23 protein-coding genes are annotated in these 23,649 nt (G+C 46.3%); 11 read left to right on the top strand and 12 right to left on the bottom strand.

The window, feature by feature from the left end; translation table 11 throughout:
• Positions 1-10: 10 nt before the first annotated feature.
• The 3 genes from grxC (at position 11) to H6F74_RS07810 (ending at position 1,845) form a co-directional block, all read left to right on the top strand.
• Complete coding sequence (gene grxC, locus H6F74_RS07820) at positions 11-325, top strand: glutaredoxin 3 (protein WP_190438704.1); 315 nt, start codon at positions 11-13, stop codon at positions 323-325.
• A gap of 87 nt (positions 326-412) precedes the next feature.
• The gene (gene tadA, locus H6F74_RS07815) at positions 413-901 is read left to right on the top strand and encodes a tRNA adenosine(34) deaminase TadA (protein ID WP_190438701.1); all 489 of its coding nucleotides are present in this window, start codon (positions 413-415) and stop codon (positions 899-901) included.
• Positions 902-1,065: 164 nt separating this feature from the next.
• A complete protein-coding gene (locus H6F74_RS07810; protein ID WP_190438698.1) occupies positions 1,066-1,845 on the top strand; it encodes a lysophospholipid acyltransferase family protein in 780 nt (259 codons plus the stop codon).
• Between the two features lie 45 nt (positions 1,846-1,890).
• On the opposite strand, the gene H6F74_RS07805 is transcribed toward H6F74_RS07810, so the two are convergent.
• The 3 genes from H6F74_RS07805 to H6F74_RS07795 form a co-directional block, all read right to left on the bottom strand.
• Positions 1,891-3,969, bottom strand: coding sequence for a S8 family serine peptidase (locus H6F74_RS07805; RefSeq protein WP_190438696.1), 2,079 nt, complete (start codon positions 3,967-3,969; stop codon positions 1,891-1,893).
• 71 nt (positions 3,970-4,040) lie between these two features.
• Positions 4,041-6,407 (bottom strand): GAF domain-containing protein, encoded by a 2,367-nt coding sequence (locus H6F74_RS07800; RefSeq protein WP_190438693.1) that lies wholly within the window; start codon positions 6,405-6,407, stop codon positions 4,041-4,043.
• Positions 6,386-9,025, bottom strand: a complete 2,640-nt coding sequence (locus tag H6F74_RS07795) for a response regulator (protein ID WP_190438675.1) — start codon at positions 9,023-9,025, stop codon at positions 6,386-6,388. Before H6F74_RS07795 ends, H6F74_RS07800 begins: the two co-directional genes overlap by 22 nt.
• 481 nt (positions 9,026-9,506) lie before the next feature.
• Between H6F74_RS07795 and H6F74_RS07790 the strand changes: the two genes are divergently transcribed.
• The 3 genes from H6F74_RS07790 (at position 9,507) to grxD (ending at position 10,837) form a co-directional block, all read left to right on the top strand.
• Entirely contained in the window at positions 9,507-10,139 is a 633-nt protein-coding gene (locus H6F74_RS07790; RefSeq protein ID WP_190438914.1) for a hypothetical protein, read from the top strand.
• A gap of 44 nt (positions 10,140-10,183) precedes the next feature.
• Positions 10,184-10,441, top strand: a complete 258-nt coding sequence (locus tag H6F74_RS07785; RefSeq protein ID WP_190421980.1) for a BolA family transcriptional regulator — start codon at positions 10,184-10,186, stop codon at positions 10,439-10,441.
• 72 nt (positions 10,442-10,513) lie between these two features.
• Entirely contained in the window at positions 10,514-10,837 is a 324-nt protein-coding gene (gene grxD, locus H6F74_RS07780; RefSeq protein WP_190421978.1) for a Grx4 family monothiol glutaredoxin, read from the top strand.
• A gap of 474 nt (positions 10,838-11,311) precedes the next feature.
• Here the strand turns inward: grxD and H6F74_RS07775 are convergent, their stop codons facing one another.
• Positions 11,312-11,566: a DUF6761 family protein gene (locus H6F74_RS07775; protein ID WP_190422140.1), complete on the bottom strand. Its 255-nt coding sequence runs from the start codon at positions 11,564-11,566 to the stop codon at positions 11,312-11,314.
• Positions 11,567-11,720: 154 nt separating this feature from the next.
• Positions 11,721-12,077, bottom strand: coding sequence for a hypothetical protein (locus tag H6F74_RS07770; RefSeq protein WP_190438673.1), 357 nt, complete (start codon positions 12,075-12,077; stop codon positions 11,721-11,723).
• 340 nt (positions 12,078-12,417) lie between these two features.
• Here H6F74_RS07770 and H6F74_RS07765 point away from each other — a divergent pair, with 340 nt between their 5' ends.
• Positions 12,418-13,185 (top strand): winged helix-turn-helix domain-containing protein, encoded by a 768-nt coding sequence (locus H6F74_RS07765; RefSeq protein WP_190438670.1) that lies wholly within the window; start codon positions 12,418-12,420, stop codon positions 13,183-13,185.
• Here the strand turns inward: H6F74_RS07765 and H6F74_RS07760 are convergent.
• From H6F74_RS07760 to H6F74_RS07750, 3 genes are all read right to left on the bottom strand, one after another.
• Complete coding sequence (locus H6F74_RS07760) at positions 13,182-13,943, bottom strand: ATP-binding cassette domain-containing protein (protein ID WP_190438668.1); 762 nt, start codon at positions 13,941-13,943, stop codon at positions 13,182-13,184. The genes H6F74_RS07765 and H6F74_RS07760 overlap by 4 nt on opposite strands.
• Before the next feature lie 94 nt (positions 13,944-14,037).
• Positions 14,038-14,544: a hypothetical protein gene (locus tag H6F74_RS07755; protein ID WP_199300981.1), complete on the bottom strand. Its 507-nt coding sequence runs from the start codon at positions 14,542-14,544 to the stop codon at positions 14,038-14,040.
• Between the two features lie 161 nt (positions 14,545-14,705).
• Positions 14,706-15,035, bottom strand: a complete 330-nt coding sequence (locus H6F74_RS07750) for a 2Fe-2S iron-sulfur cluster-binding protein (protein WP_190438649.1) — start codon at positions 15,033-15,035, stop codon at positions 14,706-14,708.
• Positions 15,036-15,137: 102 nt separating this feature from the next.
• Between H6F74_RS07750 and cimA the strand changes: the two genes are divergently transcribed.
• Positions 15,138-16,781 (top strand): citramalate synthase, encoded by a 1,644-nt coding sequence (gene cimA, locus H6F74_RS07745; RefSeq protein WP_190438646.1) that lies wholly within the window; start codon positions 15,138-15,140, stop codon positions 16,779-16,781.
• A gap of 56 nt (positions 16,782-16,837) precedes the next feature.
• Here the strand turns inward: cimA and H6F74_RS07740 are convergent, their stop codons facing one another.
• A complete protein-coding gene (locus H6F74_RS07740; RefSeq protein WP_190438642.1) occupies positions 16,838-17,086 on the bottom strand; it encodes a helix-turn-helix transcriptional regulator in 249 nt (82 codons plus the stop codon).
• A gap of 73 nt (positions 17,087-17,159) precedes the next feature.
• Between H6F74_RS07740 and H6F74_RS07735 the strand changes: the two genes are divergently transcribed.
• Together H6F74_RS07735 and H6F74_RS07730 are read left to right on the top strand one after the other, a co-directional pair.
• On the top strand, positions 17,160-17,375 hold the full coding sequence (locus H6F74_RS07735; RefSeq protein ID WP_190438951.1) for a hypothetical protein: 216 nt from the start codon (positions 17,160-17,162) through the stop codon (positions 17,373-17,375).
• 42 nt (positions 17,376-17,417) lie between these two features.
• Positions 17,418-18,179: a Uma2 family endonuclease gene (locus H6F74_RS07730; RefSeq protein ID WP_190438639.1), complete on the top strand. Its 762-nt coding sequence runs from the start codon at positions 17,418-17,420 to the stop codon at positions 18,177-18,179.
• On the opposite strand, the gene H6F74_RS07725 is transcribed toward H6F74_RS07730, so the two are convergent.
• Positions 18,176-19,063, bottom strand: a complete 888-nt coding sequence (locus H6F74_RS07725) for a lipid kinase (RefSeq protein ID WP_190438636.1) — start codon at positions 19,061-19,063, stop codon at positions 18,176-18,178. The genes H6F74_RS07730 and H6F74_RS07725 overlap by 4 nt on opposite strands.
• 409 nt (positions 19,064-19,472) lie before the next feature.
• On the opposite strand from H6F74_RS07725, the gene H6F74_RS07720 reads away from it, so the two are divergent.
• A complete protein-coding gene (locus H6F74_RS07720) occupies positions 19,473-19,694 on the top strand; it encodes a DUF4327 family protein (RefSeq protein ID WP_190438633.1) in 222 nt (73 codons plus the stop codon).
• Here H6F74_RS07720 and H6F74_RS07715 read toward each other — a convergent pair.
• Both H6F74_RS07715 and H6F74_RS07710 read right to left on the bottom strand, forming a co-directional pair.
• The gene (locus tag H6F74_RS07715) at positions 19,691-21,010 is read right to left on the bottom strand and encodes an FHA domain-containing serine/threonine-protein kinase (RefSeq protein WP_190438910.1); all 1,320 of its coding nucleotides are present in this window, start codon (positions 21,008-21,010) and stop codon (positions 19,691-19,693) included. The two genes, H6F74_RS07720 and H6F74_RS07715, sit on opposite strands and share 4 nt — an antisense overlap.
• Before the next feature lie 105 nt (positions 21,011-21,115).
• The gene (locus H6F74_RS07710) at positions 21,116-23,323 is read right to left on the bottom strand and encodes a serine/threonine phosphatase (RefSeq protein WP_190438631.1); all 2,208 of its coding nucleotides are present in this window, start codon (positions 23,321-23,323) and stop codon (positions 21,116-21,118) included.
• Positions 23,324-23,649 lie beyond the last annotated feature (326 nt).

The raw sequence follows: 23,649 nt of genomic DNA, 5'->3' as shown, positions 1-23,649 counted from the left end.
GAAAATGAAAATGCTAAACTTTCTTAATCCTCTGTTAGGGCGTGATCCAGAGCGCATCAAAGCCGACGTCGAAATCTACACCTGGCAAACTTGCCCCTACTGCATCCGCGCCAAAATGCTCCTCTGGTGGAAAGGAGTCAACTACAAAGAATATAAAATTGATGGTGATGAAGCAGCCAGAGCGAAAATGGCCCAACGTGCCAACGGGCGGCGCAGCGTCCCCCAGATTTTCATCAACGAGCAGCACATTGGTGGATGTGATGATATGTATCTGATGGATAAAGAAGGGAAACTAGACCCCCTACTGGTTCAAGCAGCTGTTTAGACAGGCGAAACCTGCCTCTGTCTCCCGTTTACGGCGGAGTGAAAGGGGCGTAGCCGTAGCATAGACGGCTGAGGGCAAGGAGCGACTATGACAATTGACAATCCGGCATATCTAATTCATCGACAATGGATGAGCCGGGCGATAGAACTCGCTCAAAATGCTGGTGAAGCTGGGGAAGTGCCAGTCGGAGCAGTGATAGTTGACGTGGATGGTAACTTAATAGCAGAAGGTGAAAATCGCAAAGAGCGCGACAAAGACCCCACAGCCCACGCCGAAATTATCGCTATTAGAACCGCGGGGCAAGCGAGGCAAAACTGGCACCTCAATCAATGCACCCTCTACGTTACCTTGGAGCCTTGCCCAATGTGCGCTGGTGCAATTGTCCTAGCACGTCTGCGGCTTCTAGTTTACGGAGCCGACGACGCAAAAACTGGTGCCATTCGTACAGTTGCTAATATCCCAGATAGTGCCTGCTCTAATCACCACTTGCCTGTATTGGGTGGTATCTTAGAATCTGTCTGTCGCCAACAACTGCAATCCTGGTTTGCCCAACGGCGCTCAAAAAGTACAAACTAAAAATTAGAACCGAAAAAAAGACAAATTCTTTTCTTTTGGGTTTTTAATTTTGCCTTTATTTTGTCTTATCAATGACAGCCGGAAAACTGTCCATCTTATAGAAGACAGATGCCTTAAGAATACTTAAGGTGTAATTATGGATGCCGTGAGAAATTTTATCCGCGATGACTCAGCTCGACCCCTCTGAAACAACCATAGCAACTGCAACCCCTGCCAAAGGAGTTTCAGTTAATTCCCGCGTCTTACCCTGGCTAGCGTCCGCAGGCTACAAGCTGACAAGCTGCGTTGTTATGCCGTTTTACATTGGCAGCAGCGAAATAACTGGACAGGAAAATCTCCCCGCTACTGGCCCTGTTATCCTAGCTCCTACCCATCGCTCTCGCTGGGATGCCTTTGTCGTACCTTACGCAGTTGGGAAACCAGTCACGGGTCGTGACTTGCGGATTATGGTATCAGCGGATGAAATGACAGGGTTACAAGGCTGGTTTATCAGTCGCATGGGAGGTTTCCCGGTAGATACGAGAAATCCGGGCTTAGGCAGTTTTCGTCATGGTGTCGAACTTCTCGAAAGGGGGGAAGTGATGGTCATTTTCCCAGAGGGTAACATCTTCCAGGACGGGCGACTTCATCCCTTGAAACCGGGCTTGGCGCGGATCGCGGTGCAAGTAGAATCGGAAAATCCAGGATTGGGTGTTAAAATTGTCCCAATCAGCATTCGTTACGGCAGCAGACTACCACACTGGGGTTGCGGTGTCAAGGTTAACATCGGTACTCCGATCTCAGTGGCGAATTATTCTTGTACTGGTAAGCCGAAAACAAGTGCGAAAAAATTGACTGCTGATTTAGAAGCTGCGCTGATACAGTTGGATGACAGCGAAGCGGTGGCGGTGGATACGGTCTGTGTGCCAACTCCATTAGAGAAGGTATCGAGCGCTCAAGGATAGATTCTCCTTCCAGCCTCCGACTGGGAACGAGGGACGAGGAAAATATCAGATGCCCAAGGTTAATTCCCAGCTTTTTACAGTACCTGTGTCTAACTGAGCATAATCCACTACTAACAGCCGCCAAACTCCTGCTGCGGGTGAATCGAGCAGTTGCTTGAGTGCGGGTGTGTTTTGCAGCGTGTAGGTGCCTTGCAGCTGGGTTGCAGAACCCAAGGTGCGACCTTGCAACAGTACAGTTTGTCCTGTGGGTGGGATTAAACTCACCTCAATATCCCCCAGGAAACTGTGTTCAATATTGACACCAATCTGAATATCCCGAACGCTTCCGGTTTGGGGAACTTGAATGGGACTGCTGATGCCTTGAGGGTTGTCGTCGGGAATGGCTAGGCTGTTGTTGTTGCGTCCATTCAAGACTTGGGAGGGTTTGGACTGTTGAACTCGCTGTTCTTTGGCAGCTTGAACGGCTTTAAAAGCATTGACTTTGCCATAGCCGAACCATTGGGAGTAACCGTTGACATCGTAAGTGCCTAGCCGAAAAGCAAGCTGGGGGTCAGGGTCGGGGTCTACAATTTTGTCGGCGGTTCGTTGCAGAATTCGCCTGACTTCTTGTGCAGTTAAATCGGGGTTGGCTGACAAAACTAGGGCGGCGACACCTGCGACGACGGGACAAGCGCTGGAGGTGCCGCCGAAATCGTTGGTAAAGTTGTTGGAGGAGTATCCAGCTGCGTCTAGTCGGTCAGCGGTTAAGACTCCTAGTCCGGGCAGGGCGGTTCGGACTTCGGGGGCGGTGCTGATATATCCGGTTTGTTCAAACCACATCCCCGGTGGGGCGTTGTTGCTGGGGGCAGAGATGGTTACGTTCCCCCAGTTACTGTAGGCGGATTTTTTACTCAGGCTGGTACAGGCGGAAACGGTGATTACGTCTGGATGAACGGTGAAACCGCCTAACCACTGGGTGGGGCCTTTTAGGAGGTTATTCGGCCAGCCTTGTTCGTTGATGGTGCCGCTGATGGGGCGATTGGCGTTACCAGCAGCAAAGACGATGACGCAGCCTTTGCGATCGCGTCCTATTGTAGCAGCACGGGTGAGGGCGGCGCGTTGTCGTAGGGAAAGAGGAAAGTATACGGCTGCTGGCCCCCAGCTACAGGAGATGACGCTGGCACCGTTTTGGATTGCCCACTCAAATAGTTGTTCGATGCTTTCGTCATCTAAGAATCCTGTGGTGCGGAGGGGCATTAAGGCACAACCAGGCGCAACTCCCACAATGCCACTGCCAGTTTCTTCGGCAACTGCAACTCCAGCGCAGGCGGTACCGTGGTTTTCGTCTTGCTCTCCCGGTAGGGGCAAGAAGTCTTGGTCTTTGAAGTCTTTGGGGGCGACGATTTTTCCGGCACCTTGAAAGTCTGGGTGGTTGAGGTCAAAGCCATCATCGGTTACGGCGACGACTACGGAACGCACGCCGCGAGTGATATCCCAGGCTTTCTCAACTGAAATATGGGAACTAGCTGTTACTTGATTAGCGCCTGTGTTATTGAGATACCATTGCTGGGGATAGAGGGAATCTTTGGGGCGGTAGTGTTGCTCTTGTCGCACGACGATATTAGGTTCGGCGGTTAGTACCTCTTTTCGCCCCATGAGTCGGTTGGCTATTTTGACGGGGTTTTCTGTGGCTTGTGGGGTAAGGTGAAAGACGAAGGTGTTGGGAATGCCGTTGACTGGTTTGAGTAGTTGTAAACCATGTTCGGATGCGATCGCATTCCTCGTTTCTTCCTCCACAGAGGGCGCAAATTGTATTGTCACCTGATCTGTGAGGTAAACTAGCGTTTGCGGATTCTCTTTGAGCTGGTAGACGTGGCTGGCAAAGGCAACATCTTCTGATGCTCGTGCCGCTTGCATTGCTTTGTCTCGCCCGGATGGGTCTACTATAAATTCTTGTAAGTCGGCTTTGGGAATTTCTAGAGTTGGTTTGGCGGGGACACTTTGGGTTACGTCAGCTGCTTGTGAAGTTGGGCGGACTGTAAAGCGATCACTCACTTTTTCCAGCGCCAATTCTTCTCCTCCCCGTTGTAAAATATTGCCTACGCTCTCTTCTGGTACACCACTAGCGGATTGGTAATTGGTCATTGAAGTATTGCTAATTGAAGGATTGAAAGATTGCTAATTATCTTACCCAGTCCCCAGTCCCCAGCCGTCATTTATCTAATCGGTAACTCAACCAAAAAGCAGGTATTCCCCGATTTACTTTCTACCTGAACTGAACCTCCTAAATAGGTTATCAATTTCTGCACTAGCGCCAGTCCTAGACCAGTTCCACCATGTTTCCACCGATCGTTACTGGGAATGCGGTAAAATTGGTCAAAAACGCGGGGTAATTCGCTTTCTGGAATCTCAATACCAGAATTGCTCACGCTTATCTGAATCATTCCTGCCACTTCACGGACAGCCACCGTTATTTTTTCGCCTGGCGGAGTGTACTTACAAGCATTATTTACTAACTCTGTAATTATCCGCTCCAAACTGAATGAGTCGGAATATAAAATAGGCAATTCTTCTGGTATTTCTACTTGTAAAATTTGCTGTTGGTTTTTGGTTCGCTGTTCAAAAGGCTCAATTACATAAGGAATCCAGTGTTGGAGTTCAATATCTATTCTTTCTAAAGGGTACAAACCTGCATTTACTTGCTGCAATTGAAGTAAATCGTTTATCAAATTTATTTCTCGTTCGCATTCCTCATTCAACATCTCGAAGTAGATAAGAGATTGGCTATTATCTGGATTTTCTTGTGTTGCGTTACCGAAGGAATTATTTGGTTGAAGTATTATATCTTCCAACATTTCAACCGCCATCTTCATGTTGGATATAGGCGTGCGTAATTCGTGAGAAACTGTACTGAGAAAGTCATCCTTTAGCTGGTTAACTTTCTCTAGTTCCTTGACTTGAACACGAGTCGCTTGGTAAAGGCGGGCTTGTCGAATTGCGATCGCGCATTGATTCGCCACTTGCTGCACCAATCGAATTTCTAATTCATTAAACAGATATTCTTGGTGATGAAGTAACCACAAGTTCCCTAAAACTCCTTGGTTATCAAAAATAGGACAAGCGAGTGCTGTAAAATGACTAGGGATAGGATCTGTAAGTTTAGAATCTAATTGGCAAAATTGCAGATACTGACCTTGCAAAAGGTTAGAATAAATCTCAGTAAAAGCAGCCATTTGCACCACAGAATTCTGATATGAAGGCAGAGAAGTTGTATATTCTTGGCAAATAGTGGAAGTTCCTTCTTCAAGGTTGTACAAAGCTGTACCGCAGTAACCTATTCCAAGTCCAATGGCTAATTCTTGTACGGCTGTTTGTAAAATCTGGCTTTCGTCGAGGCTGTCACGCACTTTGTCAGTAATCCGTTTTAGCATCCCTTCAAATTTGAGAGATTGCTGCAACTGAGCTGTACGTTCCTGTACCTGACGTTCGAGGTTGCTGTTAAGCTGCTGCACTTGTTGGTAAAGTTCAGATTGTTGAATAGCGATCGCTGCTTGGTTTGCCAATGAAGAAAGACAATCAATCTCTAACTGATTCCATAGTCTTGTTGAGGAACAATGATGAGCAACTAGCAATCCCCATAACTTGGTGAGATTAGGCTTTGGGGATGAGGAATGAAGCTCTGAAACTTGTTCATAGTTTATTATTTTTCCTTCATCATTGGCTGCATCATTTAGCTCATCTTCGATTGCTTCTGATTGCAGAATTGGTACTACCAAATTAGCTCTAACTTGAAAACTGGTTAGTAAATCAAGGTGACACTGGCTTAATCCACCATTGTTAACATCCGTTGTTGCTTTGATCCGACCTTGTTTGTAGAGGTTAATATATTTTCCATTAAAACAGGGGTCTGTAATTTTTGCGCCTAAAATAGCTCTGTAGCGTTCATCTACAGATTCCACTTCTATAAATCCATTCCAGTTGGATAGGAAACGATAAATAACGACGCGATCCGTTTGCAAAAATTCTCTTACTTGAGCTACTGTAGTCTGAAGAATTTCTCTTAAATCTAAAGACTGACGGATTTGCTGGGTAATATTTCCCATCAACCGCAACCGATCGTTTTGCTGTTGCAATTCTGCTGTAGCTCGACTAGCATCAAGAAGGCGGCGCACCCTTTGACGCAAGACTGCCCAATGGATAGGCTTGGTAATGTAATCGGTAGCACCGGAAGCAAACGCCCGATCCACTGAATGAGAATCTTCAAGAGCAGTGATAATTAAAACAGGAATGCGATCGCCTTGAGGAAGTTTTCGCAGCAGGGTACAACAATTGAAGCCATCGATTGTCGGCATCAAGGCATCTAGTAAGACAATATCTGGGCGCAGTCGAATATACTCAGCTATACCTTTGTCACCATCATTCGCCTCTGCTACCCGATATCCCTCTTTTTCCATCATGGCGCGCAGCTGAAGCCGGGTTAACCTGTCGTCTTCGACAATCAAGACTAGGTAAGGTTGTTTTCCAGTTGCGGCGGTATTCAGCGTTGACGAGGAATTTATATTCATACCTGACTGGGCTGACATTCCACCTGTAAAGCAGCTTTAACTTTGCCATACTCTAATTCCATAGCAGAAATTAAAGCGGATGCAGCGGAAAATTTTTTCTCATGACTCATGAGTTCCATCTGTCTACAAAGTTCGGCTAGTTGTATAGCCCCAAAAGTAGCGCTGTTTGCCTTCCAAGTGTGGGCTGCTCCCTCAAGAGCGATCGCATCTCCATTGCTAATAGCTTTTTTCATTTTTTGCAGTAATTTGGGGGAATCTTCTAGGTAGCACTCAACCAAGTCTTCTACTAAATCCGAGTTGATTCCACCCATTTGTTCCAAAAATGATTGCAGCACTTGGGTATTAATGGCATCCCTGAAGTCTAAGGGTATAGAAGAGGATGACGATTCTTTTATTGACATTTTTAGCGGTTCTTCTTGCTCAGCCATCAGCTTTTTAGCCTCACTCCTGTTTAAAGGTTGACACTTACTCAAAGTGGAAATCAACTCTTCAAATCGAATCGGCTTACTGATATAATCGTCCATACCAGCTTCAAGACAAGCTAAGCGATCGCCTTCCATAGCATTAGCTGTCATGGCAATAATTCGAGGTCTTTGTAACCGCGCATTCTGCTGACTTCCAAATAACTGCCAGTCTTGACAAATGTGCCTGGTTGTTTCAAATCCATCCATTTCTGGCATCTGCACGTCCATCAGCACCACATCATAAGATTTGCGGCGCAAAGCTTCTAACACTTTTAACCCGTTATTAGCTACATCAGCTTCATACCCCACTTTTTTTAGTAGATGTAACGCCACTTGCTGATTTATCTGATTGTCTTCAGCTAAGAGAATCCGCAAAGGTAGCTTTTGCTCTACTAAAAAGTCAGCTTGAGATAAAGTAGAAGTAGAAAGCGATCGCTGGGGAGTTTTATCACGTTCCCTTAGTTTCAATTGTTCTGGTGCTAAAATCCCTACTAAAACATCGTAAAGTTGGGTTTGTTTAATCGGCTTGTATAACAAAGTAGCATTTAGTTCTTCTACCTGTTTCTCTTTTTCTTGCCTACCCAACGGGGTCAATATTACTAAAGGTAGTGTCTTACCACCCGGTAATGAGCGAATCTCTCTCGCTAACCTCAAATGCTCCATTTCTGGCATTTGCATATCTAGAATTGCAACATCAATGCCGCTTCCTGAACGCAAATAGCTTAAAGCTTCACCTCCCGATACAACTGTTTGGCTAGCCATTCCCCAGGATTGGGCTTTTAAAATTAAACTTTGACGATTAGTGGCATTGTTATTGACAATTAGCAGTCGCTTTCCAATTAATTGCGACTTAAAATCATCATCTTCCAGGCTGTCAGCAGAACCCTGGGTAAGCATCGTGAAATAGAAGCTAGAACCGTGTCCTAATTCACTTTCAAACCACATTCGCCCGCTCATCATTTCGCTCAACTGCTTGCTAATCGCCAATCCCAACCCGGTACCACCATATTGACGAGTAGTGGAAGAATCAACCTGACTAAATGGTTGAAACAGGCGATTTTTGCGGTCTAAAGGAATGCCAACGCCTGTATCTTTAACAATAAATTGAATTTCATAATGACTGACTTCCGTACCATCGGTAATTGATAATTGGGGTTTACCGTCGTTGCCTATTACCGATTCTCGATTATCAATGAGTTTTTTTGCTGATACTAATACCGTCACTTCTCCTTGGGCGGTAAATTTAACAGCATTACTTACTAAGTTCAGCAAAATTTGCCGCACTCTGGTAACATCGCCCACAATTGTGTTAGGCGTTCCTGGTTCGATCAAATATGCTAACTCTAAACCTTTTTCAGCTGCTTTAGGCGCTAATAAATCTAATACTCCCTCAAGGCAACTTATTAAGCTAAAGGGTTGTTCTTCTAATTCCAGCTTTTTTGATTCTATTTTTGAGAAATCAAGTATATCGTTAATTATTGTCAGCAATACATCGCCACTGGTACGAATTGTTTCGGCAAAGTTTTTTTGTTGAGGCGTTAAGTCGGTCAGCAATAACAACTCTGCCATGCCAATTACGCCATTCATGGGAGTGCGGATTTCATGGCTCATCATTGCCAAAAACTCACTTTTGGCACGGCTAGCTTGCATTGCTGCCATTCGTAAGGCAACTTCAGCCTGCACAGTTCTTTGAGCAGCAAGTCGCAAATCTAGTTCATCAATAACAATCGCCGCTAGTTCCCTGAGAGTTTGCATTTCTGCTTCTGTCACCTCACGAGGTTCGTAGTCGATGACGCATAACGTTCCCAACCTAAAACCATCGCGGGTCAGCAAGGGAGCTGCTGCATAAAATTGCAGTCCAAACTCTCCAGCTACCAATGGATTAGCTAAGGTGCGCGGGTCTACTTTGGCATCTAAGACGGTGTAAACTTCGTCTTGCAAAATCGCACTAGCACAAAGTCCAGGTTCCCGCCCAATCTGCTGTACTTCTAATCCGTGATGGGATTTAAACCAAATCCGGTCATGATCAACGATGGTGACAATTGAGATGGGGACGTTGAAGGAACGGGCAGCTAAGGCTGTAATGCGGTCAAAGGCTCCATCGGGGGGAGTGTCAAGGATATTGTATCGACGAACGGCTGCTAGTCGCTCTGGTTCATTAGTAGGAATCATCAAAGGATTTTTATCTAAGGTTTAATTAATAGGGTAGCTAAAATAGGGTAGCTAAAACTAAGATTAAATAATCAAAAATATTTCGGAAGTGCCACTAATTAAAATCTTATATTATATATTACCAATATTAAGGGTACAAGGTTCATCAAGGCTAGAGGGGTAAATTAATTTCCCTTTATTTTCTGTAGTTAAAATAAAACTGAGACTTTCACAAACACGCTGGTAGCGTGTTTGCTGGTGTTGGGTCAGTTCCGCCGATTTTAAAAAAAAAATTTAGCGATTAGAGGTGCAAGGGGGATGGATATGTCCGGCTTGCGTCCTTAGAAATTCAGGAACTTTTTGAGCGTTCTGTGAGTCCGACCATGCAAGGCTTTGGGGCTTTTACTGCTGCTGTTCCTTTTCGCAGTAGAACCAGGCAATGTTAATATACCCAAAGTTTATCATCGTCGTGTTTTCATCCCTCTCACTCTTAAGTTACTTTATGGTATCTTCTGGAACTGCTTGCCGCCTCGGCTTTACCTGCCTTGCTTTTTTACCCTTGAGTGTGACTTTGACCCTGCTACAACCCGTGCAGGCTCAGACCCAGGTTCCTGCTCTACCAGAAGACGCCAGTCAGTCACAGCCGGATTTTACCGATCCGAACAATATCCGTCCCTTGAGTCAAGATAGTAGCCTCCTGAGTATGCCGGGAGGGCAGCGTTTGCTATCGGAAGCCAATAGTGCGATTTCGTCACAAAACTACGCGATCGCTGCCAAGAAACTCCAAGACGCTCGTCAAGTTTTCAATCAGCTATCTAATTTTTATCAACAACTAGGTTCTAGTTTTTCGGGAATTGATAACCGAGTTTACGAAAGTCAGCGTCAAAAGGCAGTACAAGCCGCCCAACTTCGGGATGAGGCGACTTATCAGTTGGCACTTGTACATCGAGCGCAAAATCAGCCAGATTTGGCAGTACCTTTGTTGATTCAGATTGTGCGCTCTCAGCAGCCAACTCGTGACTTAGGGAAGAAGGCTTATCAGCAGCTAGTGGAACTAGGCTTTATCGATACACCCAGCACCACTCCCGCCAGCAATAATCCCCCCGCCTCATCTTCTTCTGCCCCCCAACGCTAAATTAGAGTTAAAGATTGAATTGTGAAGTGTAAACGGGAGTAGAAATGGTTAGCCCAGCTCAAGTAGAGGAAATGATTAAGGCAAAGTTGCCGGATGCTCAGGTACAGGTTCAAGATTTGACTGGCGGTGGCGACCATTATCAGGTGACTGTGGTTTCGTCTCAGTTTGAAGGTAAACGGCTCGTGCAACAGCACCAGATTGTTTATGGTGCTGTGCAGCAAGCTATGGCAACTGAAGCTATTCACGCTCTAGCCTTGAAAACTTATACTCCCCAGGATTGGGAGGCAGTTAGGGTTGTTTAAGCCTACCTGAGGACGGTGCTATGCAAGCGCACTAGAAGTAAACTAGACAATAGAGGCATTTCAAGCAAAATTATGACCCCAGAACTAAAAGAGCGGATTGATAGCTTGCTCAAAGAAAACAAAATTGTGGTCTTTATGAAGGGCAACAAGCTGATGCCCCAATGTGGTTTTTCTAACAATGTGGTGCAGATTTTAAATACTTTGGGTGTTCCCTACCAGACGGTTGACATTCTGGATGATTGGGAAATTCGGCAGGGAATTAAGGAGTATTCCAGCTGGCCTACAATTCCCCAAGTTTACATTAATGGCGAGTTTGTTGGCGGCTCGGATATTTTGATTGAGCTGTACCAGAAGGGTGAATTGCAGGAAATGGTTGAAGTTGCTCTGGCTTCTTAAACTCATATTTTGCATCGCTGTTCATCAGTTTTGAAAAATTTTGTAGGCTGAACCCTTGGAAGGAAACCCAGTATGCTCATTGGGTTTCTTTACCACTCCATCGAACCTCAATACGGTTCACTTAGAAGCTCAAAATCCAAAACCTACTTAGGTTGGGTTGAGGAATGAAAGCCAACGCGAATCAGCATTCGTTAGGTTTCGTTCTACGATTATTCTTAAGTGAACTGTATGTAACTAACAAAAAAATACCCTCAGAAAGTTCTTTAAAATAAAGATTTATCTGAGGGTATTTTTTATTAATTCAATTTGATAGGAGGGCAATCGTACTCAAAGTAGGATATTTCTGATGCTTGAAAAAATGGATTCTATTAACCCAAAATCGGCTACCTGTGGACAAATCGGTAACAAAATTATTAATTATCCACAGGCAACGATTTGAAAGATGTTTCTTTTGACCAACGCAATCCAAAATAGCTAATAGTAGTCCGATTTTGGTTGTGTCTGTGTCTGTGTCATTTCAAAGTTGGACGGATCGTAAATGTATCTGCTGACTTCTTCTTCTAAGCGGTGTATATGAAACGGTTCGAGGGCGCTAGTTTGACGCAGGGCGGCGAGATAGCCATCTAAATACAGCCGCAAATCATCGAAGCGATAACCCCGGTTCCACATTTCGACGAGGGCGTCGGTGAGTTTTTGGTAGTAGCGGATGGTTTGTGTATCCTGTAGCATGGTCGGAAGTAAGAAGTGTGAATTATGAAGTATAAAGGGTGAAGCAGGAACAAGGAAAGTTTGGTTCTGCGGGTTGTGTGCCAGTTTGGGCCGTGGGCTATAGCGATCGCGTACTTTATCTGAAAATTCCATAGCCAGAACTACAGGTCTTTTTTCAGCCGAATAGCCCAAAACACTCTTCTGTTATATACAAATTTTGTGATGATGGAAATCTCGATTGTGTTCCTTGAGTAATTGCCTTTAAAAAGGTGTCAGTGCTTTTGTGGCAAGCGTCGGGAGACATCCAGCATTGCCGCTGCGGGACTTCCTTGATTTTGTACCTCAGAGAAACATCAAAACTCATATCTCTGGGGCGAACGATAGAGGCGAGGTGCTTTTTAGGGCGCTTACACCAAAAGCGATCGCTTCCTTGATTACTTCTATCGTAGAAAACTAGAGCATCAGCGGCATACATCCCTTGGGCGATTTCTACAATGTTCTGTTTACACCAACCTACCCATTTTGGATTCATCTGCTACAACCTGCTTTAGAGAGCGATCGCTTCTCTACTATCTGCTCGTGGATTTTTTAAGCTATTTTCCAGAGTGGGAGACACTCTTTAGGTAAGCTGGGAAAATTTTTTACTAACTCTAGGGTTCGGGCATAGCATCGTTCAGGGGATGATTACTAAACGTTAAGCTTCGTTAACTTTATTGTAACTAGATGCGGGCGGCGATCCCACTTTTGAGTTTCGATCGAAGGGCCAAAATCAAAAATGGGCTGGCATAACGCGCCTCCGTAGCAGTAGTTACAGAATCATGACATTAGCTTTGTTAATGTGAAACACACCAGCTTGAAGGAAGCCTGCTGCCGTGGGATCGATTTGTATTCAGATCATCGAGGGAAACCCGCACCTGCGATCGCTACTGGGCTGGCATTTACAGCAAGCAAGCTACTGGGTGTGTCAATCCGCTGGAATTCATCACGCTAGAGAGATATATCTCACTCGCCAACCTACAGTCGTTATCCTTGATTCCGACTTACCGGATGGTGATGGTATCGAGTTTTGCCGATGGCTCCAGGAACAGGGACAATCACTCATCTTGATGCTGTCTGCCCGCAACACAGAAGCAGATATCGTTAATGGTTTAAAAGCGGGAGCCGACGACTATCTAACTAAGCCATTTGGGATGCAAGAATTTATGGCACGGGTTGAGGCTTTGGTTCGCCGCGTGCGAGTCACAGCAGCGCCCATGTATTTAGATTATGGCGACCTGAAAATAGACTTAGTACAGCGTCGAGTCCGTTTCAAAGAGGAGTTTATTGACTTAACGCCCCAGGAGTTCAGTTTACTTTATGTACTGGCTCAGGCTGGGGGATTGCCCTTAAGCCGTTCGGAACTGCTGCGCCGTGCTTGGCCTGATGCCATTGATAACCCGCGCACTATTGACACTCACGTTTTGTCCCTACGGAAGAAAATTGAGAATGTGCCGCGACAACCCAGTTTAATCCAAACTGTCCGCAACGTTGGCTATCGGTTCAATCCGGAGATTCTCAATGCGCTGGAACCCAAGACAAATGGTAGAGAGACTCGCACCAGAAATGGAAACGGTCAGCGTTCGGCGCTTACCAGTTATTAACTCCATTCTTCAGCTGCCTGAGCTTCTGCCTGAATCAGGGTTTCGCGTAGATTAGCCCAGTTTACCTGATGTGCTGTTTTATCGGTAAGCAGACGACCATCCTGCAAATATAAAACGCGATCGCAAAACATCTGGGCTAAATCTAACTGGTGATTGACCATCACCACCGCACATCCCTCTAGGCACTGGGTCAAAACTTGCAGAACGCGATCGCTACGACCAGCATCTAGAGCAGATGTCGGCTCATCGAGTAATAATATTTTCGGTTGGATGACTAACGCACGCGCGATCGCTACCAGTTGCCGTTGTCCTACCGATAATTGCACCTCCGTGCGGCCTAACCAATCTTCGGGGATGTGCAGTTGTTCGCTTACCTGTAGCAATTGTTGACTAATTTCCTGCTTTGTGCTGCCTTTCAAAACCAAAGGGTAAGCTAAAGCATCTCTGACAGTCATGCCCAAGAGTTTTGGTTCTTGAGGAACCAGCATCACTTGCCGTCGCAACTGAATAACGGGAATTTGACCGTATTCTTGATTTTCCAGATAAATCTTGCCAGATGTTGGTTCATTCAGGCGATTTAATAGGCGCAACAGCGAAGTTTTCCCGGCACCAGAAGGGCCGATGATAGTAATGCGATCGCCTGAGAATACCTCAAAAGAAATATCCTTAAGCAAATACTGCGAACCCACCGAAGCCGCTAAACTCACCTGTTCTAGCCGCAACACTTCTCTTTTTGTCTTAGTGTCTTCGTAGTTCAAAAAATTAGCTTAAAAAGGCGTATAAAACAACTTGAGATTATTTTTCTTCTTCTCCTCTAGGCAGCGGAGAGGGGGTTAGGGGGTGAGGTGGTGCTTAGGCACCTCCTAAGATTCCTTGAGTCGTCGCTGTCCACACTGTCCAACTGTCTATCAATAACAGCAACAGCGTAAACCCCAACAAAATTAGATACATCCAGGGTTGCGCCAAAGGACGCACATCGGTTGTATCAATTCCCGTCTTCGCTTCCACCAACTTAACCAACCGCGCAAAACCAACTACCCGCATCGGCAGCAAATAAGCTTTTTGTTCCGACTTGCTGACAAAATAGTAAACTATTCCACCTTGCCCAGTAGTACGAAGTTTTAATTCCTTTACATCTGCCCAAGGTAACGACCAACCCTTGCGGAAAAAACGGGGAACCCATTTAGGATAAGTCACCTGGATTTTTTCCTCATCCAGAATTACCCGTTCGCTTAACGCAGCATAAAGCGCCATAAACCCTAAGCCAATTCCCACCCAAAGTAACTTAGGCGAGATGGGAGTATCTGACACTTGCGCCAAAAACGGTAAGGGAATCGTTAGCGCCAAGTATAGCGCCATTAGCGTGATCCGAATCAGGGGTGAAATGCGGAAAATAGATTGTGATTCTAATTCAAGGTTTGTTGACACGGCTTTAAACTGATATAGATGAAGCAAGCTCCTCAAACGACGCTTTTGCCTTGCTACTGACATTCTGCGGGATTACGCCTGGGAACGAGAAATTAACTCCACACGAGAGACGAACCTTGTCCCCAGAAGCCGTCATATTTAGAGACTTTGATATCGCCTAAAACCTGAGTTTGGCAGGCTAATCGGAGATTTGAAGTGGGAGAATGAGGAGGAAGCGATCGCCTGGTTTTATCCTTCCAGTTCGGTTGGGAAACTTCCCCTTCTACCTCGACTGCACAAGTGCCGCAGGTGCCAATTCCCATACAATTTATAATTTTCGCGTTGCCGTTGTACAGGTCGATGTCATTTAAGAGTAAAACTTGGCGAAGATTCGCACCCTTATCGCACTCAAATGTTTTCCCTTGAGCTGTCACCTTTGGCATAATGATTAATTCAATGGCTCTGCTAACTGGTTACTTTTGTTAAGTATATTTTTACATTTATTTACAAAAAGTTTCTAAATTATCTCCCCATCTAACTTGTCCATGAACTCAGATAAAACAAACCAGATTTGGATATACGACACGACACTGCGGGACGGCGCACAACGCGAAGGACTATCGCTGTCGCTGGAAGATAAATTGCGGATTGCCCGAAAGTTAGACAAAATGGGCATTCCCTTCATTGAGGGCGGTTGGCCTGGGGCGAATCCCAAGGATGTGCAATTTTTCTGGCAACTGAAAGAAGAACCACTCACCCAAGCGGAAGTAGTGGCGTTTTGTTCGACTCGCCGCCCCAACATAAGTGCGGCTGAAGATCCGATGTTGCAAGCGATTCTGGCGGCTGGTACTCGTTCGGTGACAATTTTCGGCAAATCCTGGGATTTGCACGTTACAGAGGGGCTGAAGACCAGCCTAGAAGAAAATATAGAAATGATCCGAGATACGATTGAGTATCTGCGAAGTCAGGGACGGCGAGTGTTTTACGACGCGGAACACTGGTTTGATGGTTACAAGCAGAATCCAGATTATGCGATGCAGACGTTAGAGAGTGCGATCGCTGCTGGTGCAGAATGGGTGATACTGTGCGACACCAACGGCGGCACCCTTCCCCACGAAATTAGTCAAATTGTGAAAAATGTCGTCACAGCAATTTCGCAATTTTCAATTCCCAATTCCCAATTCCCAACTCCCCAGATAGGGATTCACACTCACAACGATTCTGATGCAGCGGTAGCGAATGCGATCGCAGCCGTCATGGAAGGAGCCAGAATGGTTCAAGGCACCATCAACGGCTACGGCGAACGCTGCGGCAACGCTAACCTTTGCTCAGTAATTCCCAACTTGCAGCTAAAACTGGAATATAGCTGTATCCAAGACGAACAACTAGCTCAACTTACAGAAGCTTCTCGCCTGATCAGCGAAATCGTCAATCTCGCCCCCGACGAATACGCCCCCTTTGTCGGACGTTCTGCCTTTGCTCACAAAGGCGGCATTCACGTTTCCGCCGTCGAACGCAACCCCTTTACTTACGAACACATTCAGCCACAACAAGTAGGCAACCTCCGCCGAATCGTTGTTTCCGACCAAGCCGGATTAAGTAATGTTTTAGCAAAAGCTCGTAGCTTTGGCATAGACCTAGATAAGGGAGATCCCGCCTGTCGCGACATCCTGCGCCGACTCAAGGAACTGGAGAATGAAGGCTTTCAATTTGAGGCAGCTGAGGCGAGTTTTGACTTGCTGATGCGCGAAGCTTTGGGACAGCGAGAGCAAATGTTTGAACTCAAAGGCTTTCAAGTTCACTGCGATATCGTGCAAAATGCCAATGCCCTCGCTACTGTGAAAGTCGCCGTCAATGGCAAAGACATTTTAGAAGCTGCGGAAGGAAATGGCCCAGTTTCGGCGCTGGATGAAGCATTACGCAAAGCGTTGGTGAACTTCTACCCAGAAATTGCCGCCTTTTACTTGACAGACTACAAAGTGCGAATCTTAGACAGTGGCGCGGGTACTGCGGCGAAAACTCGCGTGCTGGTGGAATCAAGTAATGGGCATCAGCGCTGGGCTACTGTAGGCGTTTCCAGCAATATTCTGGAAGCTTCTTATCAAGCAGTTGTCGAAGGGATTGAATACGGTTTGCTGTTGGGAGCAAGGCGAAATGACAGGCGAAACCCGTCGCCTACAAAGATATGACCAATCCCGTCGCGCAGGCATCTAGCCTGCGCGATGTCCTAAAAAGAACAGGATGGCTACTCATCCTCATCCTCATCCTCAACCAGCTCACCTAGATACAGTTCTACAAACTTCTTAGCAGCAGCTGGCTCAATTCCCTTCAAAGCTTTAACAATATCTGCAACCGTCTCAGCGGTGGGATCGGCTCGTTCGTGAAACCAACGATTTACAATCGTTCTCTCGATGCCTAAAGCCACCGCTAACTTGTTCTGGCTGATACTGTAGGTTTCTAACGCCTGCTTGAGGGCTTGACCTGCTCTTCCCATGCCTCTAATCGTGTCAGAGGAGCATGACCTAGTAAATGTGGATTTATTTGTTCACGTAATGTATGATTAAAATGTGAACTTACTCGTTAACATTTTTTCCTTCTTTCCCAAGCAAGCGAAACACCTAGCGAAGGTGTTGGTGATTGGTTCTAAAAAAGGTGTCACCAGTACGATTCTCACGCTGTACCGCTTGGGTTTTGCTGAGGTTAGCGAGTGGAGTCCCCTGTCACCTGCTTCAAATCCTGGCGAGGTGATGAGTATCTTGACGCGGCGGATTCGGATTAATTGAATCAGCGACAATAAAACATAAGTCACTGCGAGGTATAGGCAAATGGTTCTATCTGCCCAGGAACTAGAAGAGATGATGCCTGATGCTACCCAGCTGTATAGCGATGAGCCAGAAATGGAAAGTTCCTTACACTATATGCAACTGCTGTTGCTTGTCAGCTGTCTAGAATGGCTGTGCCGTGACAGAGAAGATTTTTTCATCGGTGCCAATCTCACAATATATTTTAGTCGCCAACAACTGCGAAATCGCGATTTTCGTGGCCCGGACTTTTTCTTAGTCAAGCAAACCCAAAAGCGTCCTCGCAATGCTTGGGTTGTTTGGGAAGAAGATGGCAAGTATCCCAATTTGATTATCGAGTTGCTATCAACTTCTACCGCTACGACAGACCGGACTTTAAAGAAAGATTTGTATCAAGACCGCTTTCGTACACCGGAATACTTTTGGTTTTCCCCAGATACGCTGGAATTTGAGGGCTGGAGGCTGATGGGGAATCGGTATCAGGAAATTGCCCTTAACGACATGGGCTGGCGTTGGAGTGAGGAGCTAGGCTTGTATCTGGGTGTGGAACAGGGGCAGCTACGTTATTTTACTCCAGAAGGCGATCTCGTACCGACACCAGAGGAAGCAGCTCAACAAGCAATCCAAAACGCTCAACAAGCTCAAGCCCAAGCTCAACAAGCTCAAGCGGAACTAGAACAAGCTCAAGCCCAAGCTCAACAAGCTCAAGCGGAACTAGAACAAGAACGCCTTCGCGCTCAACTGCTGGCTGAACGATTGCGATCGCTTGGTCTAGATCCAGATTAATATCTCTGGAAAGATGACGGCACAATAACTGACAATGCTTTCGGGATAACTCGGAATCGTGCTGGCGTTTCGGTTGTGCGTTCGCCATCAGTGTTGATTGGGTAAGGCTTGCGAGTATGTAACTCAATGTCTTTGCCGCTAATAGTTCTCACTCCCTTACCCTTGACAGATTTACCCGATAATGCAAGTGGTATTAGCGGCAGCATTTCCCACCAGTGCTGAATTTCCAAGCTATGCAGATCCAGCCTTTGGTCGTCAATGGTGGCATCATCGGCAATCACCAAGCCACTGCCGTAATACCGACCATTAGCCACAGTAATCTGCAAGGTTTTAAACTCGATAGATTGTCCATCCGACAGGACATCTACCCAAAACGGTCGCACTGTCCAGATTACCTGTAACGCAGTGACAATATAGGCTAAAACTCCCCAATGCCGCTTTAATTTTTTGGAAACTCTGCGATTTACTTCCGCACTCAGCCCAAGACTTGCAATATTAAAAAAATACTGCCCATTCACCCAGCCCAAGTCAATTTGGTGAACTTGACCACTGGCAATAATTTTACAAGCTTCTGGCAATGACTGGGGAATGCCGAGGGTTCTGGCAAGATTATTGGCTGTACCTAAAGGTAGAATTCCTAAAGGTAAATCTGTATCTAACAATCCCTCCACAGAGGCATTGACACTGCCATCTCCACCTCCAACAATGACCATATCAACCTGTTGGCGGTATTGCCGGATCAAGTCTGAATACTGTTTGGGGTTTTCACTGTGTGGCTCCACCAGTTCAAAACCCAGCTGTTGCAATTGTTGCATTGCTTGCTGCCGAGCGTTGTAACCGCGTCGAGACTTAGGATTAATTAATAGCAATGCCCGCTGACTCATCTGCATTTTTTAAGGCAATCAGTCGTAGGAGAAAGAAATTACCACCATCCTCCAAGCCTCAAGTATATGCTTAGGGTTGCAGCATCAGGTAATATTTATTATGTGGGGAAGCTGCAAATCGCTCAAGCAAGGTTAGATTTTTCCCGGTTAAATTTCTCAAACAGGCTAGGGACAAGGATTTTCCAATCCAAAATTGAGATTTAACAATCCAAAATCCAAAACTCAAAATCCAAAATCGATTGGCGGGTGGTAGTAATTACCGTACATTAGTCCCAAAAAGACTTGCCAGAATGCACCATTTTACGCTACAAGAGATAAGGATTGCTTCCGCGAGCGCACCGAACTCCACGCAATAAAAAGAAGCGGGAAGCTTTTTCACTTTAGTATTTGCAAAACTGATTTCTACTATATGAGACAGCAAGTTATTCACCCAATGGTGAAAATGCAGCGTCAGGTGCATTCACTTGTAGAATCCAATATCCTCAAGCCTACTGATAGCCTCTGGAAAATTGCTTTCCTTTACGGCGATGAGTGGCCTCACTGGAAAAAAGAACTACTTGAATTTGACTTTACGATGCAAGATCCAGTCAGCGCCTTGTTAGAGGTGGAAGGCTGGGACGACGAGGACTAAAGGCAGGCAGTTAAAGCTTCAGACAATTCTTTTGCTGTCTGATAGCGATCGCTTGGTCTGGGTTCTGTCACCTTTTCAATCAGCTGCCGCAGTTGGGGTGTAATTGTCGGCACCCCTTCTACATTAAATCGGTATCCCATACCCCGCCGTTGATAATACTTTTGGGGGCTTTCGCCGCTTAAAAGGAAAATCAGTGTCGGGCCAATGGCATATAAATCTGATTGGGTGACTGGCTGGCCCCGGTCTTGTTCTGGCGCACTGTAATCTGGCGCACCAATGCGCGTCCCTGGTGGCGTACCAATTTCTTTTACCGCTCCAAAATCTAAGACGACTATTTGATTGTCGCGCCACCGCACCATCAGATTAGCGGGTTTAATGTCGCGGTGGATTAGGGGCGGGCTTTGGCTATGGATATAGCCCAAAATGTCGCAGGTTTGAATCATCCACTCAATCGCCTGATTGAGTACGACTGGCCCTTTTTTATATATGCGCTTTTCTAAATCTTCACCCTGGATTAGTTCCATCGCCAGGTATTTCTTGCCTTCTTCTACAAAGAAGTCATAATACTGAGGAATTCCGGGATGATTCAGGGTCTTTAGAGTGCGGGCTTCGCGTTCAAAGAGTTCTTTAGCTTTGGAATTTTGAGCCATGTCGGCGTTCATTTCCTTTAGCACCACTAAAGATGCGCCACGCGGACGTTGAGAGTCCAAAGCTTGATAGGTAGTTCCCATTCCGCCTTGTCCCAGCGTCCGCAAAACTTGGTAATGATGAATGAACCGCTGCACCTGAACCACAGGTTGACCGCAGTGAATGCAGAACAAATTACCAGGTGGATTTCCCTCGTGGGTGCAAGGGTTGAAGATTGGGGATAGGAGGGGCTTACGCCCGCCACCTAGCAGAATTCCTTTGTCCCCCCCTTGGTTGTAGGGGGGAATGAGGGGGACTGGGGCTGGGAGAGAGCTGGGAGCGATCGCATAGGACTGAGCGCTGATTTGAAATTTCAGCACTGGCCCCCCTCGCGCCAACTGGATCAGGCAATCATCAGATACAATTCCGTGGGACATCAAGATGCCATTAACAAAGGTGCCATTCGTACCCTGATTAACTAGCAGCCATTGCCCGGACGTAGGAGTCCCATCACTGTTTGCTTCAGAATTGCCAATTCTCCGGAGTTCCAGGTGATGCCGGGAAACCATGCCATCATTGAGAACCACGTCATTATCAGGAGCGCGACCAATCCTAATGGTGTCGTGCTGGAATTCCCAATGCTCTTGGGGGGCGGATGACTGTGAATCTAGAAGGGTCAGCGTAACCATAATCATTTTGAGTTTTGCGGAGCCGTAGATTTCCGTTGCTCCGGAGTTTTGAGTTTTGTGCTTTAAGTCTTTAATTCAAAACTCAAAACCCAAAACCCCCAACTTTTAGAAAAGCTGCTGATGCTCCAGGTCGGGTCGCACTTTCGCCCGGATTACCACTGCTGTAATGTTATCGTGACCGTTGTGCTGATTGGCGAGATCAATCAATTGCATCAGCCCCTGATCCAGGTTAGCTCTGGAACTAAGGAGAGGCAACAGGTGAGTTTGCCAATGGGTTTCAAGCAGGTCATTATCTGATAGACCGTCGGAACATAGAATTAGCAAAGTATCTTCATTAAGTTCCATAAACTGGACATCAGGACGAACAAACTGTTCATCTCGCGGCCCCAAGGCTTGAGTAAGCTGGTAGGCATCGGGGCGAGAGTAGGCGAGCGTGGGTTCTACTCCTCGCTGGATTTCCCGTTGACCGACTTCGTGATCTACGGTGACTTGCTCTAAGCCGAGTTTGCGACTGAGGCGATAGAGACGACTATCGCCGACGTGAGCGATCGCTACCTTAGTATCCTCCACCAACACCAACACCAGAGTAGTACCCATGCGGCCGCTGCCAGAGCGGGCGTTTTGTTGGTTAGTATCGTAAATTGCTTTGTTGGCTAAATGTATCGCTTCGCGGATACTTTCTTCCGATGGCAGATGGTCTTGCCAATTAGCTTTGAAATATCGCCTCAGCGTGTCCACAGCCATCAATGACGCTACTTCCCCGCCAGCGTGACCCCCCATGCCATCGCAGAGAATGTATAAACCACGCGCCTGCACAGTGCGACCTAATGGAGTTTCCTGCTTCTTGACGTGTGTCTGGATGCCGAAGTTGTCCTCATTGTGTTCCCGTTGTCGCCCAATATCGGTGTAACCAGCATCATCGAGACTGAGCAACTGCATCGGTAGAATGATGGTGGGCATATCATCGCCCTCGCTGCTGTCTGCTGATGTGGGCAAATCCTGACGACTTACTTTTTGTTGTTGGTTGGATTCGATTTCACTAGCGATCGCTTCTAGACGCGATCGCACTTCTGAAGCCGTGGAAATCTTACTCCCGCGCAAATCCCGAAACAATTGATCCAAAGAATTAAATTGCGTTCGCTGGGACTGGTAGAATAACCCCTGCCACATTTGCCCCAGATCGTGTAATGTTATTGGCGTATCTTCTGATTCTGCATACAACCTTTGCAGACACAGTGTTTGGTCTTCATCCACCCGCAGATTCGACAATTCCAGCAAACTCCGACGCATCTGCCAGGGTTCCAGTGATGCCCACAATTTTGCCATCTCATCTAGCCAGTACAAAATCTGCAACATTGGCATTTGGGCATTCTTCCAAAGCTCGATGAGCAGAGGCAATTCGGAGCGGTCTTCTAGTAGCACCACCGAAGTTTCATTTTCCTGCCACGCATCGTGAATTGCTGGCACTGTTGGGTAAAACTTATTGTGTAAATCCAAATATGCTCTAACTATGCCGGGAATGCTTTTGGCGGAGAGAGTGTCTTCTGAAGCTGTTGTTGATTCTGACTTTGCACTATCAACCACAGCTTCCAGCAAAGACTGTTGAAACGGTTGAGTATCCAAAACTCTCACCATCACCTCAGTGACTCCGGAATTTTGAGGCGGACTATCCAGCAATTGATAACGCTTTTGCTGGTCTAAATATGTTTGTTCTGGTGGCTTTGTTTCTTTGTCTTCTGTAATACTGCTATCAACGCTCTGTTGATCATCAGAACTTTCCTCAGCCGGACTTAGGTCAATTGCTTCATTTGCTCCCAACGGTTGTGTCTGGTCATCAGCTGATGAAACAGAAACCGCTGGTGACAGTGGAGATGTAGTTGAAGTCAAATCGAGGGTGTCTTCTGCGGCCTCTACAGATGCAGGTGATACCTCTACCTTGGGGGTATCCAGTAGCGGGACTGTAGTAATGTCTTCCTGTTCTACAATAATTTCTGCTGGTATTGTCTGGACGACTGCGACATCAGACGACGGCTGTATTGTTTCAGTTGTAGAAACAATTTCTACAACCTTGTCGGCAGAATCCTCGGATGCTTCTGAGGTTGCTTGTGGGACAACTGATAATTGTGGCTCGATAGAAAGAATCGCCCACCTGACAGTTCCCGTCTCCTCACCACAATTGGGGCAATTTTCTAGATTAAAAGGCACATGAGTAGTGCATTGAGGACAAACTTTGTGGGTTAGGGAAGTTCCACATTTTTGACAAAACTTGTTGGTATTGGGGTTTTCAAATTGACACTGGGGACAAACAAGCATGGCGGAACTTCCTCAATTCCCTTGTGGTGTGCTGAATCGAAATAAAGACAAACTAAGTGTTTTTCTAGTTTGCCATGTCGCACTCGAAGCTTCCAACCTCGTTAGGCAGAAGTTTCTAGTATGCGTCAATAGACTTTGATGGAATGGCATTGGCTGGTTGAAAGGAAAAAATAAATTTCCGGCTTAAAGCTAAAGTAGGCTAAACTTTCAACCCCTTGAAACGGGTTGTCATGCCCAGTGGCTTCTCGAAGAGTCCTTTATTTTAGGGCATGCCATTCGACTTTGACGCAATAGGCAAGCATAGCACCCTATGAGATATGCCTAGA

Source organism: Trichocoleus sp. FACHB-90, assembly GCF_014695505.1.
In the GTDB taxonomy this organism is placed as follows: domain Bacteria; phylum Cyanobacteriota; class Cyanobacteriia; order Cyanobacteriales; family FACHB-T130; genus Funiculus; species Funiculus sociatus.
The sequence above is the reverse complement of the archived record's forward strand: the minus strand, read 5'-3'. Positions and strand labels throughout refer to the sequence as shown.